Origin of the sequence: Microbispora sp. CA-102843 (assembly GCF_050936215.1) — a bacterium.
In the GTDB taxonomy this organism is placed as follows: Bacteria; Actinomycetota; Actinomycetes; order Streptosporangiales; family Streptosporangiaceae; genus Microbispora.
The window spans coordinates 5464237-5483074 of sequence record NZ_JBNJNF010000001.1; the positions used below are offsets into that span (position 1 = coordinate 5464237).

Below are 18838 nucleotides of genomic sequence, written 5' to 3' on the forward strand. Positions count from 1 at the left end.
GGGTGAGTGGGCTGGGGAACTGGTCGGGCCGGATGTGTGGCAGACCTGCCGGGAGTTGATCCCGGCAGGCAGCGTGTTCGCGTTCTTGGCCGAGCATCGCCAGGCGCTGTTTCCCGCAGGGCTGTTCGCGGACATGTATCCCTCACGCAACGGGCGTCCGAGCATGCCGCCGCAGGTCCTGGCGGCTGCGGTGGTGCTGCAGACGCTGCACGGGCTGTCGGACGCCGACACCGTGCAAGCGTTGCGGTGTGACCTGCGCTGGAAGGCGGCCTGCGGACTGGGACTGTATGACACCGCCTGCGATCCGTCGCTGCTGACCTACTTCCGGCGGCGGCTGGCCCGCTCTCGCAGGCCGAACCGGATCTTTGAGGCTGTCGGTGAGGTGGTCGCGGCGACCGGGGTGCTTAAGGGCAGGCAGCGGCGGGCGCTGGATTCGGCGGTGCTGGACGATGCGGTGGCCACCCAGGACACCGTCACCCAGTTGATCGCCGCGATCCGGGCCACGATCCGCCACGTGCCCGGTGCCGCGCAGGTCGCCGCCGACTGCTGCACCGCTCATGACTACGGCGATCCGGCCCACGTGGCGGTCGAACCCGACACCGGCCTGTTCACCGCCGTGGCGTTACGGCCCGGATCCGGTGCCGCCCATCACGAGGCTGCCCTGGCCGTCGACCTGCTCGCCGAGGAGACCAGCCCTGTGGAGGTCTTCGGCGATGCCGCCTACTCCAGTGGGGCCTGCCGCCAGGCGCTCACCGGCGCCGGGCATCGCGTGGTGATCAAACCCGCACCGCTGCGCCCGGCCGTGCCCGGCGGGTTCGACCTGGACGACTTCGCCGTCGACACCGCAGGCAGCACCGTGACCTTCCCCGCCGGGCACCAGGTTGCGTTGTCGGCGCCCTCAGGCCGCAACCAGCAGCGCAAGGCGTTCTTCACCGGCCAGTGCGCCGGCTGCCCACTGCGCTCGCGCTGCACCAAAGCCAAAGCCGGGCGCATCCTCACCATTCGCCCGCACCACGACGAACTTGCCGCTGCCCGCCGGCAGGCTGCCACCGATCCGGTCTGGCAGGACGACTACCGGCGCTGGCGGCCTCCCGTTGAACGCGCCATCGCCTGGATCGTCGCACGGGGCAACCGGCGATTACGGTACATCGGCACCATCAAGAACAACGCCTGGCTCCACACCCGCGCCGCCCTCAACCTGCGAACCCTGATCAATCTCGGACTCACCCGGACCGGCAACGCCTGGACACTGGTTCCAAACTGACCTGAGTGAACCCACAGGCCGACCACAAGCACCGGCCGTCATTGAGACAAGATCTTCAGTGGCCTTCTAGGCGCCGTTGATCCTTGTGTCTTTCACTGGACAGACCCCCGCACCGCATTGGCCAAGCTCACGCCAAGCACGGCGGACCGCCCGCTCCGAACCTCACTGACCTGGACCTTCTTGCTTGGCAGAAGTTTCCGGCCGGATATGACCGGGACCCCGTCCCCCTTCTGTCCCTCCAGGACGAGCGCATATAGTGATGATTCATGCGCGGATCGTCACCTTCGGGCAGTTGTGGCCTCGATCCGGAGCGGTGAGCCGCGCTGCCGTGCGTGCGTGCCGCCGGTCGGCGGGCATCCGGCGAGTGGTGTACCCGCCCGCCGGAAGGGTGTCCGCAGGAGAGCTCCACCCGAGAAAGGGGATTGTCCGTGAGTCGTGCACTGATCATCGTCGATGTGCAGAAGGACTTCTGCGAGGGCGGCAGTGTTCCGGTGAAGGGTGGCGCGGATCGGGCCGCCGCTATCGCCGAGCTGGTCCGGCGCGCCGATGGGCAGTACGCCTTCGTCGTCGCCACCCGTGACCACCACATCGATCCGGGCGCTCACTTCTCCGACAACCCCGATTTCCAGGACTCGTTCCCCGTGCATTGCGTCGTCGGTAGTGAGGGAGGCGAGTTCCATCCGGATTTCGCGCCCGCCGTCGCCTCCGGGCACGTCGACGAGGTCTTCTACAAGGGCGCTCACTCCGCCTCCAAGAGCGGGTTCGAGGGCTTGACCCAGGAAGGCCAGACGCTGTCCGCCTGGCTGAAGGCCCGTGACGTCACCGACCTCGATGTCGTGGGCATCGCGACCGACCACTGCGTGAAGGCCACCGCGCTGGACGGAGCGCGCGCGGGCTTCACGGTGCGGGTCCTGCTCGACTACACCGCCGGGGTCGCCGCCGACACCACGCGCACCGCGTTGGATGAACTGCGCCGGGCCGGTATCGCGTTGAGTGGCGAACCCGTCGTCGCCTGAGCAGGCCTGCCCGGCCTGCTCACAGGAGGGTTGGCGGGTCCAGTCCACCTAGGAGTTGGGGCGACGGGAGCGCGCCTCCGTTCGCTGAGCGGCCCATCTCGAGATGGGGGCGCGCCCAGCTCTGCCGCTGGTGTACTGGTCTGCCCGCCGACCAGGCCGGTAGGGGCCGGGCGGGGCACTCGTCCAGGTCAGAGCGAATCTGAGGGTTCCGATGCCTCGCCCAACTCTCTCAGGTTCCCCGTTCCTCCCGGAGCCGGTTGCGAATGGCGGACCAGGCCAGGTGCGCGGGGTCGGCTCGGTGGTTGGCCGGGCCGGCCCCGCGGGCGCGGGGGTTAGAGTCCGCCGCGTATGGAGGGGAAGGCGGTCAGTCGTGCCACGACGGTGTCAGGGGCCTCCGCGTTGACCAGGTCGACTGGCTTGGCCAGCTGGAAGCGGTCGCCCCTGGCTGGGTACTGGGTGAGTGTCGCGATGAGGATCATGGGGTCCTTGGTGGTCAGCGTGACCGGCTCACTGTCTTGCTGCGTGATGGTGGCGCAGAAGGGCAGGACGTCTCGTTCCTCATACCGTGGCGGGAATTTCTGCGTGAGCCGCAAGGTGCTGGCCGCTTCGACATCGACGTCGCACTGCTCGAAGACGACTGAGGTGTCGGAGCCGACTTGGCCGGTGACCTGGAACCCGACGGTGCGCAGCCGCACACTGTTGATCGGGTCGTCGGGGTTGGGCTCAACGCGCTGTTTGATGCCGCCTCTGAAGTCGAGGGCGTAGGTGGTGTTGTGAAATTCCAGCGCGCTGTTGAGCGCGAGCATCGAAGAGGGGATCTCCGCGCCTATGGGCGGCAGCCCTGTTTGGGCCGTCGCAGGTGGTGCGGCGGCCATCGCGGTCGCTGCGGCGGACAGGGAAACGACACCGGTGGCGAGAGCACGGCGTAGGGGGACGAGCATCGGATTCCTCCGTGGAGTTGCGATCGGGGGTGCGGCTGCTTGACCCGGGGGTCAGTTCTCGGCACGGCTCGGGCGGCCAGAGCGACGCCGTCCCCGCCGGTGCGAGGCGGCTGGGGGCGGCGGCGTGCCCGGAGAGCGGGTGCTAACACTCATCGACGCCGACCGAGGAACACCGGCCGGGTGTCAGTGCGCCGTCACGCTTCCGGCGGTCAGGCGAGCCGCCATTCCTGGTTGGTGGCGCCGTTGCAGGCCCACTGCACGACGTTGGCCCCGTCGGCGGTGCTTCGGCCGTAGACGTCCAGGCACTACTTCGCTTTGAGCCGGGTCCCCCCGTCGGCGCTGGCGGCGGTGGCCGATGCCAGGGTGAGCGAGCTGGTGAGCAGACAGGCGGCCACCGCCAGTGTCCGACCGGTCAGTGCGAGTGCCATCGAGCCTCCTGAACTGGTAGAAGATCCAGTAAGCCTTTATCTACCACGGCTGATTACTTACCGTGACGATAGTTTCTACTTACGGTAGTTATCCCTGCACACTGAAGGCTGCACCTCTGTGCCGCCGCCCTCGGCGACCGTGCTGCGGCTCTGGGTATACGAACGCCCCGCTCCTTCAGAAGGGCGGGGCGGTTCACTGGTTGCCGGTCAGTAGGCGCGCTTCCAGTGCCAGCGGTCGTCGCTGGCACTGGAAGCGCGCGCCTACTGACCCAAGCCGACTCCAGCGGAATCGCCGTTGGTGGCCGCTCCCGCGCACGGGAGCGGCCACCACGGGCTTCAGAGCGTGTCTTCGACCTTGATCTGGCCGCGCTGGATCACGAATTTCTGGTCGGTGTTGGTGGCGCCGCGCGCATCACCGTGGAGCACGATCCTGCGGCCCGCCGACGCCAGCGCCGACACCTGGCGCCGGGCACCGCTGGATGTGTTTCTGGCGCACTCCGGCCGAACCGGCGCGAAGGGCGGGTGCTGCCGCTGACGCTTACTTGACGGGCGAGTGGTCGTCTGAGTACTCCCACCGCTTCTCCACGCTGTTCCACTGGGTACGCCTGGTGCGGTCATAGGTGGAAATGGTGACGGTCAGGTGCCCGTCGTTGTCACTCAGGCCGTTGTCGTCGTCGTTCATCCTCAGCCACAGGGTGCGCCCGTCGGCACTACCGAGCCGTTCGAGGTTGGCGTGCGTGCCGACGACGAACGGCTGTCCGTCCTTGCCCCAGCGTCCGATCAGCTGCCCCACCTGGCCCCCCTCCCCGTGGTAGGGGTACTCGGCGCGGCCCTGCGTGCTGCCGTCAAAGAAGGCGCCGCTGTTCGGTTTGCGGGCGTCGGCGTTGCGAGTGGCGAAGTCCCGCGCGGCGGTGTTGAAGCACCACACTCCCTCCGCCCTCAGGATCCAGCCGGTGTTCTCCTGGTGCGCCGGCAGCGCGAATCCGGTGTCCTGCCAGCCCTTGCTCGCGTGAATGTCGATGACGCGTCCGCCCATGAGAGGTCCTTCCTGTGACAGAGGTCATTCCTGTGCCGCCATTCCCGGCCCGGAACATGACCGGTGATAGCTCAACGCAAACAGGTGCTTACTCCACGGAATGCCTAGAGTGGCCCCGCCTGCCTCCATGGGCACCCTCGCTCAAGACGCACCGCGAGACAGACTCGCCCCTGCAGGTGCGGCGGCCTTGGCGCTGCCAGCGGACTGACGGCGGTTTCGTGTCCCGGCCCGAACAACTCGCCCCCCGCCCCGTCCTTCAGGGAGATAAGCCTGTCGAGTAGGACGTTGCGGGGCACTCGGTTATATTCTGTCCGGTTAGATTTCTGAGCGTCCTCCCCTGCCGAATTGCGCTCCTAGGGGATCAAGGGCGGCGCTTCGCGCCGCCTCGCGGCCCTACGCCCGCTCGGCGGCCGGGCATGCGGCCTGGGGGCCGGTCCCGGCCGCCAGCAGCTCGGGCCACACTGTCACAAGCGTCCCTTGCTCACGAACTTCGATGTCTGCCAGGAGCGGCAGCGCCCCGCCTACGCCGAGGACGTTCGGGTAGCTCCGCCCACCTATGCGCGACAGGCATACCGAGAATGGCAAGAACGAGCAGGAGCCAGACAGCCAGCTTCCACCGCCCAAGGACATCACCCCACCGGATGAGCACCCCGATCAGCACCATGCCGACCGAGACACTCAGACCAAGGAATCTGTACGCGCGGATCCTCCACGACAGCGTGACGCAGGCGCCCAGGAACGTTAGCCCAACGAGCCAGTCCCACAGGAAGCTTCCGAGAATGGGAGTCGGCTCGTCCTGGCGGAGGAATGCGCTTCCTAATACGAACCATGGCCAAGGCGACCCGAAGAAAACGCGCACCCATCGCACGTTCCGACCATAGCTGATCGCTTAGCTAGTCATTAGCTCCGGCCACTTCGCTCGATACAATCCCAATGTGGCAGTCCCCCCAGTCCTCGCCAAAGTCTTCTGGCGGATCGCCCCGCTCATCGCAGGTGCCTACGTGGCCGACCTCCTCTTCAAGCTGATCGACCGAAGAATGCCATTGTCGGAAGCCCTCCTGGACGCGCTGCCCATCGTCTTCAAGATGCTGGCTGTGTCCTGCGTGTTCCTCCCTGTCATCATCTGGCAGGAACACCGGGAGGCGAAGAAGAGCGCCTCCGGCGGGGGCCTCGGCTCCGGGATGATCGCCCGCGCCTGGGCCAAGGCCGTAGCTGGCTGAGGTGGAAGCCTGATCATCCCGCCCGCCACGACCCAGGCAAGCCCAGCAGACCGGCTCCTCCGGCTCCTCCGGCTCAAGCCCGTCTGTGCCCCTTGGCGTCCGATTGCCGAGGAACGGCGACCGGCTGACGTACACAGTGAGAATGGGTTCGGGCGTCACCGAGTGAGACCTGACCCACATGTACACAGACCCCGGTGTCCTTTTCGCGATTTGTCGGTCTCGCTCGGGGGCGTCTGCAGTGCACGCAGCCGGACGAGCGGCGTGACTTAATAGGAGCCTGCCAGCTGCCCATCACTGTGCTGTCCGTCCGCCTGGCCGGCGCGTGCCGTCTCGTCTCGACGACAGAGCGGCGGTTCCAGCATGGCACGCAACCGCAAGATGCGGATCATCGGCGGCGTTGACACCCACGGCAGTACCCACCACGCGGCGGTCATCCTCATGAGCGGCCGGCGCCTGGCCGACCAGGAGTTCCCCGCCACCCCCGACGGCTACGCCGCCCTGCTGCAGTGGATGCGCAGCTACGGCCGCCTGGCCATGGTGGGGGTCGAGGGCACCGGCGCTTACGGCGCCGGACTGTCCCGTTACCTCCATCGGGCCCAGGTGAAGGTCGTCGACGTCGACCGGACCGACCGCAAGACACGCCGCCACAAGGGCGAGTCCGATCCCATCGACGCCTACGCCGCTGCCGAGGCCACCCTGGCCGGCCGCGCCAGCACCGTGCCCAAGACCCGTGACGGCCTGGTTGAAGTCATCCGTGTGCTGCACGTCACCCGCGCCAGCGCTATCAAGGCCCGGGCGGCGACGATCAACCAGCTCAAGACGCTCCTGGTGACCGCGCCAGCCGATCTACGCGAGCAACTGCGCGGCCGACCCTCTCGAGCGCTTGTGGAAACCTGCCTCAAGCTCCGCCCCGGCGACGGCCCCGCTGACCCCACCACCGCCGCCAAATACGCCCTACGCAGCCTGGCCCGCCGGTACCGGCAGCTCTCCGACGAGATCAACGACCTGGACGCGCAGCTCCGGCCGCTGGTCGCCCGGGTGCTCCCCGTCTGCTCGACCGCCGGGGGATCGGCTTCGAAACAGCCGCCCAACTGCTCATCACCGTCGGAGACAACCCCGACCGGCTGACCAGTGAGGCCGCCTTCGCCCACCTGGTCGGCGTTGCACCCATCCCCGCCTCCACCGGGCAGATCCGCCGCCACAGGTTGAACCGCGGCGGCGATCGTGACGCCAACCGCGCCCTGCACGTCATCGTCATCAGCCGCATGGCCCACTGCCCCACCACCAACGCCTACGTACAGCGCCGTACCGGGGATGGGCTGTCCAAGAAAGAGATCATCCGCTGCCTGAAACGCTACGTCGCACGAGAGATCTACAAGGACCTCACCACCCCAGACGCCGCCTCAGCACGCGCAGATCAGGCCGCTTGACAGTCATAGGAGCATCAGTGAGACGACGTCCTTCAGCCCGGCCAGGTCGCGCACGATGGCCACGCGCTGGGCCCAGGGGCACACGTACGAGACGTACAGGTGGTAGCGGCCGGGTTCGGCGGGGTCGCCGCCGGAACCGCCGGCGGTGATCCGGCCCCGGAACGGGTAGAGGGGTCCCGGCCGGTCGGTCCTGCCCGGCCCGTACGGGCCGAAGGCGGCGACGTCGGCCGGGCTCGCGTACGCGGAGCGTGGGTGGTCATCAGGCGGTCGCCCTCCTCTCCAGTGCCGCGGTCACCTGCGCGGCGACGCGATCCGTCCAGTCGGTGAGGATCCGGCCGAGGTCGGGGATCTCGGCCTCGAGCAGCGCCAGGCCGGGGGTGGGCACGAGCGCGCCCAACTCGACCAGCACGGGACGCAGGTGCAGCTCGACGGCCAGCGCGTGCCGGGGAGAGCCCATGACCAGCAGCGGCAGCGCCACCGTTCCGGTCAGCGCGCCGCCGGGGAGGCGGTCGAGGAACGCCTTGAGCAGGCCGGTGTAGGTGGCCTTGTAGGTGGGGCTGGCCACCACGAGCACCTGCGCCCCTGCGACCAGTTCGAGCGCCACCTCGACGGTCGGCGAAGGACCGGGGGTGAACAGGTGCGGCCCGATCGCGGACAGGTCCACAACCTCGGGCGGCGTCTCGTGCCCGATCCGGCGTCCCACCGCCTCGGCCGCCGCCACGGCCGCGAGGTGGGTCCGTGAACCGCCGCGCGGATTGCCGACCAGCACCACGAGAGAGCTCACGAGGCCACCGCCTCGTGCCGTTCACCGGCCGGTCCGGTGCGGGGAGCCGCGGGACGTCCTGTGCCCGTGGCGAAGAGGGTGTGAGTGGTCAACAGACGGTCCTCCAGATCGGAACGGGCGTTCGCGGGAAGCGGGAGCGGGTCACGGGTGGGCGATGAACCGGCCGAAGCGGCCCTGGTGGTACAGCAGCGGACGTCCCGGCCCGCGCACCTGGGCCTGGGTGACCAGCCCCACGACGAGGACGTGGTCGCCCACGCCGACCCGCTCGTACGGCAGGCAGATCAGGTGCGCGGAGACGTCGTCAAGCAGCGGCGCCCCGTGCGGTCCCGGACGCCACCGGGTGGGCTCGGCGAACCGGTCGGCGCCCTTGCGGGCGAACCGGGCGGCGAGATCGGCCTGGTCGCTGGCCAGGACGTTGACGGCGAAGTGGTCCGCCGCGCGCAGCGACGGCCAGGTGGTGGACGACTGGTCCACATAGAAGGAGACGAGGGGCGGGTCCAGGCTGACCGAGGAGAACGAGGTCGCGGTCAGCCCCACCGGCACTCCCCCGGTCCGCGCGGTGATCACGACGACTCCCGCCGCGTGCACCGCGAGGGCTCGCTTGTAGTCGTCGGCGTCGAGGGCGGGGCCGAGCAGGGTCTCCGTCATGGCAAACCTCCGGAAGGTCGCAGCTGCTCTCAAGGGCGATCCCGCCCGCCGCAGGCACCACGACACGCGGGATCAGGGATTCGGATGGAGGCGGGACCGGGCGTGACACGGTCACGCACGGCTCGCGAAGGGGGCCGACGCTCTCGGCCGGCCCCTCATCGGCACGAAGACGACGGGAGATTCACAATCAACGACACTGCGCGCTGGCGACGTGGCCGTAGTCCACGCTCGAACGCCGGGTCAGACGAACGCCCTGGCTCATACCACCGAACGTACGATCACAGGAGGAGAAAGTCAATATTTCCTACTAGCTTTGCAGGAAAAGTCTTTCTCAGGTCGCGACCACCGGGTGGCGCACCACCGCGTCGTAGGCGTAGCCGAGGGCGTTGTACGCCGCACGATCGGGCTGCCCGGCGCCCGTCTCGTCGGCGGCCCGGGCGAGCAGCCGGAGGTTCCCCGCCTCGCGCGGGGTCCAGGGGAAGGTCCAGCGGACCCATCCGCGCGGGTGCCGGTCGTCGCGCAGGCGGGCCGGCCGCCACGACACGCCCTCGTCGTCGCTGACCTCGACCCGCACCACGCGTCCGCCACCCGACCACGAACGGCCGCGCAGCAGATGCTCGCGCCCCGCCTCGAGACGCGCCGGCCAGGGCAGTTCGAAGGCGCTCTTCACCCCCACCCGGGTCAGCGGCGGGCCGCCCCCGGGCGGGTGACCGGGGCCGTGCATCCGGTACAGCCGCGTGCTCCACGGCGACTCCAGCGGCTCCGCCGACACCTCGATGTCCCCCAGCCACTTGATCGAGGCCGCGCCCACCCAGCCCGGCACCACCAGCCGCGCCGGATGGCCGTGGTCGGGCGGCAGCGGCCGGCCGTTCATCTCGTAGGCCACCAGCACGTCGTCCAGCGCCTTGGCCACGGGAAGCGGGCGCCGCACCCTGCCCAGGTTCTCCCCCGCCTCCACGTAGTCGGCGTCGAGCCCGCGCGGCATCAGCGCGACGGCCCTGTCGCTCATCCCCGCCCTCTCCAGGAGCGTCGCGAGCCGCACGCCCCGCCAGCGCGCCACCCCCACCGCGCCCAGCCGCCAGGGGGTGCCCTGCACCTCCTGGTTCTGCTGCTCGCCGTACAGGCGGCGTCCGTTGCCCGCGCACTCGATGAACGCGGTCACGGTCTCGGCCGGCATGCCGAGGAGGTCCCGGTAGGTGAACGCGACCGGCCCGCCGCGCAGGGCGTCGCCCCACAGCGTGAGCCGCCAGGTGGCCGCGTCGATCAGCGGCGTCGCGGTGTGGTTGCGGACGAAGAAGAGGTCGTCCGGCGTCAGATAGTCCTCGCCGCGCAGCGCCTCCCAGCGGGTCTCCGCGTTCGTGCCGTGCACGGCGAACAGGCGGGGCGGCAGCGGCTTGCGGATGCCGGGCGGGGGTCCCGCCTCCGGCGCCGTACGCCGTCCTTCAAGGCCGTCCTTCATGGAAGTCATGCGCCTCCTCACCTGCCGCTGTCAGCCGGCCGGCCTCCGCAGGGCGACGGCCGGCATGGGGATGGGCGGGAAGGGGTTGTCGGGCAGCAGGATCACGCGGCGCGGCCGGTCCGCCTGTCCCGCCGCGTCCAGGTGCAGCAGGGCCGCCCCTATCCCCGCCGCCCCGGTCAGGTAGCCGGTGTCGGCCGACACCTCTTCGGGGCGCTGCCGCCGGTACGCCTGATACCAGCGGTATCCCCTGTCGTCGTAGCCGGTCGCCCGGCCGATCAGGTGGTCGGCGAGCCTGCGGGCGAACTCCAGGTGCTCCTGCTCCCCGGTCGCCGCCCAGAGCCCCACGTACAGCTCGATCAGCCCGGCGGTGCCGCAGCACTGGCAGGCGACGTTCCACAGCCCCGCGGTCTGCCGGAAGGGCGCGCCCGACTCCCTGACGCCACTGGCCAGCCGCCTCACCCACTCCAGGTCGCCGCTGTCGCCGGTCACCCGATACAGCTCGTAGAACATGCGCGCGATCCCGGCGGAGCCCGAGCAGTAGCCCAGGTGGTCGGTGACCGTCGCGCTCCGGCCGGTCAGGACGCCGGCGGCCCGGACGAGACCCGCGCCGCGGCGTGCCGCGTCGAGGAACGCCTCCTCGCCCGTCGCGCCGTACAGGCGGGCGAGGAGGAAGGCCGTCCCGGCCGTCCCGGCCAGGAAGCCGGGCGGGGCCGCCTCCCCGGACATGGCCGGGCACGCCGCGGGCCGCTCCCGGGGCGCGGTCAGCCGCGCGATCCGCCGTCCCGCCTCGACGGCCATCTCCTCGTAGGCCGGAACGCCCAGCGCCGCCGCGGCGCGCAGCAGCCCCAGCACCACGCCGCCGTCACCGCGCAGCGTCGGATCTCCCGACCAGCCGATGCCGCCGTCGTCGAACGCGCGGGCGCTCCTGACGATCCTGTCGGCGACCGCGACCGCCACGGCCTCGAAACGCTCCTCGCCGAGCGCCCAGCCGGCCTCGGTCAGCGCGAGGACGACACCCGCGAGGCCGTGGTGAAGCGACACGTCGGCCTGCCGCCGCCACGCCGACGTGAGGTAGCGGGCGCCCGCGCGGGCGTCCTCCAGGTAGGCGTCGTGCCCGGTCCCGGCGGCGAGCTCCAGGAAGAACAGCACGATCCCGGCCGCCCCGGAGTGGAGGGACGCGGGCCCGCCGGGCGTCGCCGGCCTGCCGCGCGGGTCGGGGTTGGCCCGCCATCGCCTCCCGCTCTCGTCGTCGACGGCGGCCGTACGTATCCACCGTCCCGCCATGATGGCGGCCGTCAGCGGGGTCTCTGCGCGCTCACCGGATGAGCGGAACGGGTCCGGGCCCATGGGTCCTACTATCCCACAAACTTGGTAGGTAATAGCAACTATCGCTCCGAGAGGCTGGCTTTCCTGTATTCCCTATTGACTTGATGGGTATTTCCGTCCCACAGTCGAGCCGAGCACTCGCACTCCCGAGAAAGGCCTCCGGCGTGAGCAACGAACACCCCCCGACCGTCGCCGAGCACACCCGTGCCGCGATCAACGAGGACTGGGCCGCCACCATCGTCGGCCTCGCCCTCCTCGTGCTGGTCATCACCGGCGTGATCCCGACGGGGCTGGTGCCGTGATGAGCGGCGAAGCGGCCGTCCCCACCGCGACGAGGGCCACGGCGTGGCAGTGGCCCGCCCTGGGCGTCCTCACCGTCCTCGTCCTCGCCGCCGGGACGAGAGCCCTGGAGAAGGGCGTGCCCGAGTGGTTCGCGGGTTCCGGCCTGGCCAAGGCGATCGAGTACCCCGTCTACGCGATCGCCCTCGGCCTGCTGGGCAACGCGGTGCTCACCGCGACCGGGCTGCGCGACCGCCTGGCCGCCGGCTTCCGCACCGAGTTCTTCATCAAGACCGGCCTCGTGCTCCTCGGGGCGTCGATCAACCTGAAGGTGATCGTCACGGCGGCCGGTCCCGCGATCGTCCAGGGCATCGTGCTGATCAGCGCGGTGTTCCTGTTCACCTGGTGGCTCGGCGGCCGCCTCGGGCTGGACGACAGGCTGCGGGCGCTGCTGTCGGCCGCGGTGTCCATCTGCGGCGTCAGCGCCGCCATCGCGGCGGCGGGAGCCGTACAGGCCAGGCGCGAGCAGCTCGCCTACAGCGCGAGCCTGGTGATCGCGTTCGCCCTGCCGTCCATCTTCGTCCTCCCGGCGCTGGCCTCGGCCCTGGGGCTGAGCCCGGAGGTGGCGGGCGCCTGGATCGGCGGCAACATCGACACGACGGCGGCGGTGACCGCGGCCGGCACCCTCGCGGGCGAGAACGCGCTGGCCGTCGCCACCATCGTCAAGGTCACGCAGAACGCCCTGATCGGCGTCGTGGTGGTCGCGCTGACCGCCTGGTTCGCCTTCCGGATCGAGCGCCGCCCCGGCGCCGAGCGGCCGGGCGCGGGCGAGCTGTGGCGGCGGTTCCCGAAGTTCGTGCTCGGCTTCGTGGCGGCCTCGGTGCTGACCACGTGGTACCTCACCACGGTCGGCGCGGCCGAGGGCAAGGCGGTCGTCGGCGTGGCCAACGACCTGCGCACCTGGTTCCTCATCCTGGCCTTCGTCAGCATCGGCCTGGAGTTCCGGGTGGCCTCGCTCCGCGAGGCGGGCTGGCGTCCGGTCGCCGTCTTCGCCGCCGCCACCGTGGCCAACGTGCTGCTGGCCCTGGGGCTCGCCACGCTGCTGTTCAGCGGCTTCACCGTCGCCTGAGCCCCCGCTCGCTCATGCCCGGGCCCCTGCCGGGACCGTGCTCGGGCCTTCGGCCGTCCCGGCCCGCACGGCGTCCAGCGCCCTGCGGGCGTAGGCCCGGACGTCGGCGTCGGAGTCGCCGAGAGCGGCGTGCAGGGCCGCGGCGACCTCCGGCCGCGCCGCCCATCCGGACAGCGTGAGCACCGCGGCCTTGCGCACGTCGAGGTGTGCGTCGGCCAGCGCCGCCACCAGCGGTTCCACCGCCAGGGCCGGGTCGGCGGCGGCCAGTCCGCGTGCCGCGCCCACCCTCACCTGCCAGGCCGGATCCGCCAGGGCCCGTACGGCCGTCTCCGCGAGGCCGGGCTCCCGGTGGGAAGCCCGGCCGAGCCCGGCGAACGCCTCCAGGGCCGCCGCCCGGACGAGCGGGTCGTGGTCGGCGGCGAGCCGAGCGACGGCGGGGGCGCCGTCCGGCAGGCCGATGACACCGAGCCCTCTGGCCGCCCAGACGCGTACCTCGCGGTCCCGGTCGCCGGCGGCGAGCGCCACCCGCTCCGCGTCGTCGAGCGCGACCAGCCCCCTGACCGCCTCGATTCGCACCCGGGTGTCGGCGTCGGCGAGCGCCGCCTCGAACAACGCGGCGTCACCCAGGCGCAGCGCCCGCAGGACGTCGAGTACGGCCGCACGGACGACCGGGTCCCCCGCTCCGCCCTGGCCCCCTCCACCCTGGCCCCCTCCGCCCTGGCCCGCCTCCGCGTAGCCCGCGACCGCGCGGAGCGACGCGCCGAACTCGGCGGTCGCGGGCAGCACCTCGACGAGCTCGCGCAGGCCGGTGGCGGCCGCGCGCCGCACCGTGCCGTGCGGGTCGGCGAGGGCCCGGGTCAGCGCGGTCTCCACACCGGGGGGCGCGGTCTCGGTCAGCGTCGCGACGGCCGCCCTGCGGACCTTGGGGTCGGCCTCCGCCAGGTAGGGGGTGATCTGGTCCAGCGCGGGCTCGCCGTCGGCGAGCCGCAGGAGTTCGAGGATGCGGGGCGAGCGCCCGATCGCCTCCACCACGAGCCGCCCGCCCGCCCCGCGCCGCGCGGGGCCCGCCGTGCCGTACGCGCCGAGCAGGACGGGCTCGGCCGGGCGGGGGGCGAAGCCCTCGACGGGCACGAGGTAGGGCGCGACCGGGCGCTTGACGAACTCCATCGCGCCGGCGGCGTTCTTGCGCAGGTCGAGGTGGTAGAGCCACTCGTCGTCGTCCCGGCGGGGCAGGTCGGCACGCTCGTGGTAGAGACCCCACCTGCTCTCGGTGCGGATCAGCGATGACCTGGCGGCCATCTCGGCGCAGTCCCTGATGAACGTCACCTCGGCGCAGCGCATCAGCTCGTGCGGGGTCCTCGCGCCCATGTCCGCGATCTCGTCGCGCATCCGCTCGAACGTCTCCAGCGCGATGTCCAGCTTCCTGGCGGTCTTCGGCGGGGCGACGTAGTCGTTGACGAACCGGCGCAGCTTGTACTCGACCTGCTGCTGGGGCGGGCCGTCGGGGTTGCGCAGCGGGCGGTAGATCAGCTCGTGCGCGTCGGCGATCTGGTCCTCCGGCAGGCCGCCCGGCGTGCGGTGATGCTCGGCGGCGTGGGCGCCTGCGAGGTCGCCGAACACGAACGCCCCGATCATGTAGTTGTGCGGCACGCAGGCCAGGTCGCCCGCGGCGTACAGGCCGGGGACCGTGGTGGCGCCGTTCTCGTCCACCCGGACGCCGGAGGCCGAGTGGCCGCCGCACAGGCCGATCTCCGAGATGTGCATCTCGACGTCGTGGGTGCGGTAGTCGTGCCCGCGTCCCGCGTGGAAGGTGCCCCGAGTGGGGCGCTCGGTGGTGTGCAGGATGCCCTCGAGCGCGGTGAGCGTCTCGTCCGGCAGGTGGCTGACCTTGAGGTAGATCGGGCCGCGGGCCGAGGCGATCTCCCCGGCCACCTCGGCCATCATCTGACCCGACCAGTAGTCGCAGTCGACGAACCGCTCCCCCTCGGCGTTGACCTGGTAGCCCCCGAACGGGTTGGCGACGTACGCGCAGGCCGGGCCGTTGTAGTCCTTGATCAGCGGGTTGATCTGGAAGCACTCGATGCCGCTGAGCTCCGCGCCCGCGTGGTAGGCCATCGCGTACCCGTCCCCGGCGTTGGCCGGGTTCTCGTACGTGCCGTAGAGGTAGCCGCTGGCGGGCAGGCCGAGCCGCCCGCACGCGCCGGTGGCGAGGATCACGGCCCCGGCGGCGACCGTGACGAACCGGCCCGAGCGGGTGTCGAACCCGGCGACGCCGACGGCCCGGCCCTCGCTCGTCAGCACGCGGACCGGCATCACCCGGTTCTCGATGCGCACCCTCTCGCGGATGTCGCGGCGGCGCAGCACGCGGTAGAGCACCTTCTTGACGTCCTTGCCCTCCGGCATGGGCAGGACGTAGCTGCCCGAGCGGTGGACCCGGCGCACCGCGTACTCGCCGTGCTCGTCCTTCTCGAACTTCACGCCGTAGCGCTCAAGCCGGCGCACCATGTCGTAGCCGCGCGTGGCCGTCTGGTAGACCGTGCGCTGGTCGACCACCCCGTCGTTGGCCCTGGTGATCTCGGCGACGTAGTCCTCGGGGGTGGCCTTGCCGGGGATGACCGCGTTGTTCACGCCGTCCATGCCCATCGCCAGCGCGCCGCTGTGCCGTACGTGCGCCTTCTCCAGCAGGATCACGTCGGCGCCGCGCTCGGCGGCGGTGATCGCGGCCATGGTCCCGGCGGTGCCGCCGCCGACCACCAGGACCTGGCATTCCAGACGCGTACGGTCCGCCGGGGCAGGGATGTCCATTCACAGCTCCTCGATGATGTGGGCGCGCAGCCCGGCGCGGTCGATGTCGGGGGTGCGCGGGTCCGGCACGCGCAGGAGGCGTCCGATGCCGCCGCGTCCGAGCACGACGACCCGGTCGGCGAGCAGCAGCGCCTCGTCCACGTCGTGGGTGACGAAGACGACCGTGGCGAGGGTGTCGCGGAGCACGTCAAGCAGCAGGCGCTGCATCCCGGCCCGGGTCTGCGCGTCCAGCGCGCCGAAGGGCTCGTCCATGAGCACGGCGCGCGGCGCGCCCGCCAGGGACCTGGCGAGCTGCACCCGCTGCCGCATGCCGCCGGACAGCTCCCGGGGCAGCCGGTCCTCGCAGCCGGTGAGGCCCACCCGGGCGATCCAGCTCTCGGCGGCCGTCCTGCGCTCCCGCCTCGGCACGCCGCGGATGCGCAGCGGCAGCTCGACGTTGCGCAGGACCGTGCGCCAGGGCAGCAGCGCGTCTTCCTGGAAGACCATCGCGCGGTCGGGCGAGGGCCCGGTGACCGGGACCCCCTGGGCCAGGACCCGGCCGGCGCGCGGCGCCAGCAGTCCCGCGATCGCCCGCAGGACGGTGGACTTGCCCGATCCGGACGGCCCCACGATCACCAGGACCTCGCCGGGAGCGATGTCGAGGCGCAGGTCCTCCAGCACGGCGTGCCGCCCGTAGCCGAGGGACACGCCCTCCAGCCGGATGGCGAGCCCTGCATCCAGGGCAGGCGCGACCGGGGCGCTCATCGGCTGCCCCCTTGGGCACCCTCATCAGCACGGGGCAGAGCCCCCTCATCGGCACCGGGCAGCCATCGGGTGAGGCGCCGGCCGAGCAGCTCGATGGAGGCCGAGGCGACCCAGCCGAGCACGCCGATCGACGCCATGCCGACGAGCACCGCCGGGTAGTCGACCACCGTGTAGGCGTGCCAGGTGCGGTAGCCGACGCCGAACTCACCGGAGATCATCTCGGCGGAGATCACGCAGATCCACGCGACGCCCATGCCGACGGACAGCCCGCCGAAGACGCCCGGCAGCGTGCCCGGGAGGACGACGTTCCACAGCACGTGCGCGCGCCCGCCGCCCATCGTGCGGACCGCGTCCTCCCACAGCGTCGGCAGCGCTCGTACGGCGTGGCGCGTGCTCACCATGATCGGGAAGAACGCCGCGGCGAACGTGATGAACACGATGCCCTGCTCGTCGGTGGGGAACACCAGGATCGCGATCGGGACGAGGGCGATCGCCGGGATCGGCCGGACGACCTCGATGGGAGGCAGCAGCACGTCGCCGGCCCACCGGGACCGCGCGACCAGGACGCCCAGGGCGATGCCGGCCACGGCCGCCAGCGCGAACCCGGTGAGGATGCGGATCATGCTCTGGGCCAGGTCGAGGTAGTAGATCCGGGTGCCGAGCTGCCGGCCGAACTCCGCCGCGACCTCGGCGGGCGAGGGCAGCCGGTCGAACCGCAGTCCGACGCGGGCGTCCGCGGTCGTGAGCCACTGCCACAGCGCGACGACGGCCGCCAGGGAGCCGAGCCTGACCGCCCACCTCCGCAGGCCGGCCGCCGTTCTCGTGCGGCCTCTTCCCGCCGCGGCGTCCGCGCTCGCGGCGGCGGGGGCATTGGGAGCGAGGGCCGCGTCCAACGCCGGAGTGCTCATCGCGACGCACCTTCCGCCGCGGCCTTCAGCGCCTCGTCGTAGCCGACGATCCGCGCCCGGGGGTGCTCCTTCACGTACGCCTGCGCGCCGTCCCCGGTGGTGAAGGGCTTGAACCGCTCCTTCTCGTCACCCGAGGGGTCGCGCACCCAGACGGACCTGTCCGCGAACCAGTGCGTCCCGGTGTCCGCGTCGGGCACGTAGGCGGCCCTTACGGTCCCGCCGCCCGAGGTGGCGGCGGCGATCTGGCGCAGCAGGCAGGTGGGGGTGGTCGCGGGGCGGAGCCGGTCCTCCCCGGCGAGCCAGAGCTCGCCCGCCTTCGCCGGGTCGCCCACGGCGGTCCCGCAGGCCTCGTCGGTCCCGGTGATCCTCGCCGCGTTGACGGTGCTCGCGACGCCGGCGTCGTAGGAGGCGCCGTACGCCTTCCTGATGTAGGAGTCGTTCGCGAACCTCGTCACGTCGACGTCGGTGAAGTCGGCGCCGATGATCTTCAGGTACTTCTCGTCGTGCTGCAGGGCGTCCAGCAGTCGCGGCTTCACGGTCACGTCGAACGAGGCGATGCCGTCGCGGCCGTTGTAGAGGTAGACCACCTCGGGCGGCAGGCCGGTGGCCTCGGCGACCGCCTCGGCGGCCTCCACGGGATGCTCGTGGAGGTAGTTCGTCGCGTCGATCTGCGCCTGGAGGAACGCCTGGAGCACGTCGGGGTGCTCCTTCGCGTACGCCTGCCGTACGACGACGCCGTGGAACGTCGGCACGCCGAGCGCCGACCCGTCGTAGACGAGCCTGGCCTGGTTCTTGAAGACGAGCAGTCCCGGCCAGGCCACGAACTGGGCGTATCCCTGCACGTTGCCCGACTGCAGCGCGGACGCGCCGACCGGCGGCTGCTGGTTCACGACCTCCACGTCCGTCGCGGGGTCGAGCCCGGCCCGCTCCAGGGCCTGGATCAGCGTGCCGTGCCCGGCCGACCCCGAGCTGGCGGAGACCTTCTTCCCCTTCAGATCGGCCAGCGTCTCCACGTCCGACGACGGGGGCACGACGACCGAGTTCAGCCCGCCGCGCAGGTTGTAGCCGGTCACCGAGACGAGCTCGGTCCGCGCGGAGGGCACGCCCTGGGTGCGCGAGGCGTTGATGAGGAGCGGGTAGTCGCCCATCGACCCGATGTCGATCTTCCCGGCCACCATCTTGGCGGTGATCGGGGCGCCGGTGTCGTAGTCCTGCCACTCGACCCGGTATCTGCCGCCGAGGCGCTTTTCGAGGTAGCCGAGGCCGCGCAGCAGCGTCCCTGCCGTCACCGTGTTGATGGTCTTCGACTGGTATCCGACGACGACCGTCTGCCTGCCGTCGTCGGCGCCGGCGGACACCGAGCACCCGGCCGCGGCCAGCAGCGCCACGGCGGCGAAGAGCTTACGCATGGGGGTGTCCTT

The 18838-nt window shown here is 71.3% G+C and carries 20 protein-coding genes; 7 read left to right on the forward strand and 13 right to left on the reverse strand.

From position 1 onward, the window contains the following. The first annotated feature begins 163 nt into the window (after positions 1 to 163). Positions 164 to 1264 carry a transposase gene (locus tag ACQEVJ_RS25405; protein WP_433112963.1) on the forward strand — a complete coding sequence of 367 codons (1101 nt, stop codon included), beginning with the start codon at positions 164 to 166 and terminating at the stop codon, positions 1262 to 1264. Positions 1265 to 1692: 428 nt separating this feature from the next. Continuing rightward, positions 1693 to 2280: an isochorismatase family protein gene (locus ACQEVJ_RS25410; RefSeq protein WP_433105092.1), complete on the forward strand. Its 588-nt coding sequence runs from the start codon at positions 1693 to 1695 to the stop codon at positions 2278 to 2280. A 332-nt stretch (positions 2281 to 2612) separates the two neighbouring features. Here ACQEVJ_RS25410 and ACQEVJ_RS25415 read toward each other — a convergent pair whose 3' ends face one another. The 5 genes from ACQEVJ_RS25415 to ACQEVJ_RS25435 all read right to left on the reverse strand — a co-directional run bounded on the left by ACQEVJ_RS25415 (position 2613) and on the right by ACQEVJ_RS25435 (position 4685). After that, positions 2613 to 3221 (reverse strand): hypothetical protein, encoded by a 609-nt coding sequence (locus ACQEVJ_RS25415; RefSeq protein ID WP_433105094.1) that lies wholly within the window; start codon positions 3219 to 3221, stop codon positions 2613 to 2615. A 209-nt stretch (positions 3222 to 3430) separates the two neighbouring features. Further along, a complete protein-coding gene (locus ACQEVJ_RS25420; RefSeq protein WP_433112966.1) occupies positions 3431 to 3523 on the reverse strand; it encodes an RICIN domain-containing protein in 93 nt (30 codons plus the stop codon). Positions 3524 to 3526: 3 nt separating this feature from the next. Further along, positions 3527 to 3649, reverse strand: a complete 123-nt coding sequence (locus ACQEVJ_RS25425; protein WP_433105096.1) for a hypothetical protein — start codon at positions 3647 to 3649, stop codon at positions 3527 to 3529. Between the two features lie 336 nt (positions 3650 to 3985). Continuing rightward, entirely contained in the window at positions 3986 to 4108 is a 123-nt protein-coding gene (locus tag ACQEVJ_RS25430) for a hypothetical protein (RefSeq protein WP_433105098.1), read from the reverse strand. A 79-nt stretch (positions 4109 to 4187) separates the two neighbouring features. After that, the gene (locus ACQEVJ_RS25435) at positions 4188 to 4685 is read right to left on the reverse strand and encodes a hypothetical protein (RefSeq protein ID WP_433105099.1); all 498 of its coding nucleotides are present in this window, start codon (positions 4683 to 4685) and stop codon (positions 4188 to 4190) included. A 935-nt stretch (positions 4686 to 5620) separates the two neighbouring features. On the opposite strand from ACQEVJ_RS25435, the gene ACQEVJ_RS25440 reads away from it, so the two are divergent. From ACQEVJ_RS25440 to ACQEVJ_RS25450, 3 genes are all read left to right on the forward strand, one after another. Beyond that, on the forward strand, positions 5621 to 5905 hold the full coding sequence (locus ACQEVJ_RS25440; RefSeq protein WP_433105101.1) for a hypothetical protein: 285 nt from the start codon (positions 5621 to 5623) through the stop codon (positions 5903 to 5905). A 360-nt stretch (positions 5906 to 6265) separates the two neighbouring features. Then, positions 6266 to 7033 carry an IS110 family transposase gene (locus ACQEVJ_RS25445; protein WP_433105103.1) on the forward strand — a complete coding sequence of 256 codons (768 nt, stop codon included), beginning with the start codon at positions 6266 to 6268 and terminating at the stop codon, positions 7031 to 7033. After that, positions 7003 to 7335 carry a transposase gene (locus ACQEVJ_RS25450; RefSeq protein WP_433112969.1) on the forward strand — a complete coding sequence of 111 codons (333 nt, stop codon included), beginning with the start codon at positions 7003 to 7005 and terminating at the stop codon, positions 7333 to 7335. The genes ACQEVJ_RS25445 and ACQEVJ_RS25450 overlap by 31 nt, the downstream gene beginning before the upstream one ends. Positions 7336 to 7594: 259 nt before the next feature. Here the strand turns inward: ACQEVJ_RS25450 and ACQEVJ_RS25455 are convergent, their stop codons facing one another. From ACQEVJ_RS25455 to ACQEVJ_RS25470, 4 genes are all read right to left on the reverse strand, one after another. Next, positions 7595 to 8119 carry an NADPH-dependent FMN reductase gene (locus ACQEVJ_RS25455; protein ID WP_433105105.1) on the reverse strand — a complete coding sequence of 175 codons (525 nt, stop codon included), beginning with the start codon at positions 8117 to 8119 and terminating at the stop codon, positions 7595 to 7597. 141 nt (positions 8120 to 8260) lie between these two features. Then, complete coding sequence (locus ACQEVJ_RS25460; protein WP_433105107.1) at positions 8261 to 8767, reverse strand: flavin reductase family protein; 507 nt, start codon at positions 8765 to 8767, stop codon at positions 8261 to 8263. Positions 8768 to 9098: 331 nt separating this feature from the next. Then, positions 9099 to 10235 carry a sulfite oxidase gene (locus ACQEVJ_RS25465; protein WP_433105109.1) on the reverse strand — a complete coding sequence of 379 codons (1137 nt, stop codon included), beginning with the start codon at positions 10233 to 10235 and terminating at the stop codon, positions 9099 to 9101. 21 nt (positions 10236 to 10256) lie between these two features. After that, positions 10257 to 11573 (reverse strand): lanthionine synthetase LanC family protein, encoded by a 1317-nt coding sequence (locus ACQEVJ_RS25470; RefSeq protein ID WP_433105111.1) that lies wholly within the window; start codon positions 11571 to 11573, stop codon positions 10257 to 10259. A 143-nt stretch (positions 11574 to 11716) separates the two neighbouring features. On the opposite strand from ACQEVJ_RS25470, the gene ACQEVJ_RS25475 reads away from it, so the two are divergent. Further along, the gene (locus tag ACQEVJ_RS25475; protein WP_433105113.1) at positions 11717 to 11854 is read left to right on the forward strand and encodes a hypothetical protein; all 138 of its coding nucleotides are present in this window, start codon (positions 11717 to 11719) and stop codon (positions 11852 to 11854) included. Continuing rightward, a complete protein-coding gene (locus ACQEVJ_RS25480; protein WP_433105115.1) occupies positions 11854 to 12960 on the forward strand; it encodes a YeiH family protein in 1107 nt (368 codons plus the stop codon). The genes ACQEVJ_RS25475 and ACQEVJ_RS25480 overlap by 1 nt, the downstream gene beginning before the upstream one ends. Positions 12961 to 12972: 12 nt before the next feature. On the opposite strand, the gene ACQEVJ_RS25485 is transcribed toward ACQEVJ_RS25480, so the two are convergent. Genes ACQEVJ_RS25485 through ACQEVJ_RS25500 form a run of 4 tightly spaced genes read right to left on the reverse strand, consistent with a single transcriptional unit; the run spans position 12973 to position 18826 of the window. Then, complete coding sequence (locus ACQEVJ_RS25485; protein WP_433105117.1) at positions 12973 to 15765, reverse strand: fumarate reductase/succinate dehydrogenase flavoprotein subunit; 2793 nt, start codon at positions 15763 to 15765, stop codon at positions 12973 to 12975. Next, positions 15766 to 16509 carry an ABC transporter ATP-binding protein gene (locus ACQEVJ_RS25490; protein ID WP_433105119.1) on the reverse strand — a complete coding sequence of 248 codons (744 nt, stop codon included), beginning with the start codon at positions 16507 to 16509 and terminating at the stop codon, positions 15766 to 15768. Next, positions 16506 to 17417: an ABC transporter permease gene (locus ACQEVJ_RS25495; RefSeq protein ID WP_433105121.1), complete on the reverse strand. Its 912-nt coding sequence runs from the start codon at positions 17415 to 17417 to the stop codon at positions 16506 to 16508. Before ACQEVJ_RS25495 ends, ACQEVJ_RS25490 begins: the two co-directional genes overlap by 4 nt. Next, positions 17414 to 18826: an ABC transporter substrate-binding protein gene (locus ACQEVJ_RS25500; RefSeq protein WP_433105123.1), complete on the reverse strand. Its 1413-nt coding sequence runs from the start codon at positions 18824 to 18826 to the stop codon at positions 17414 to 17416. Before ACQEVJ_RS25500 ends, ACQEVJ_RS25495 begins: the two co-directional genes overlap by 4 nt. Between the last annotated feature and the right edge of the window lie 12 nt (positions 18827 to 18838).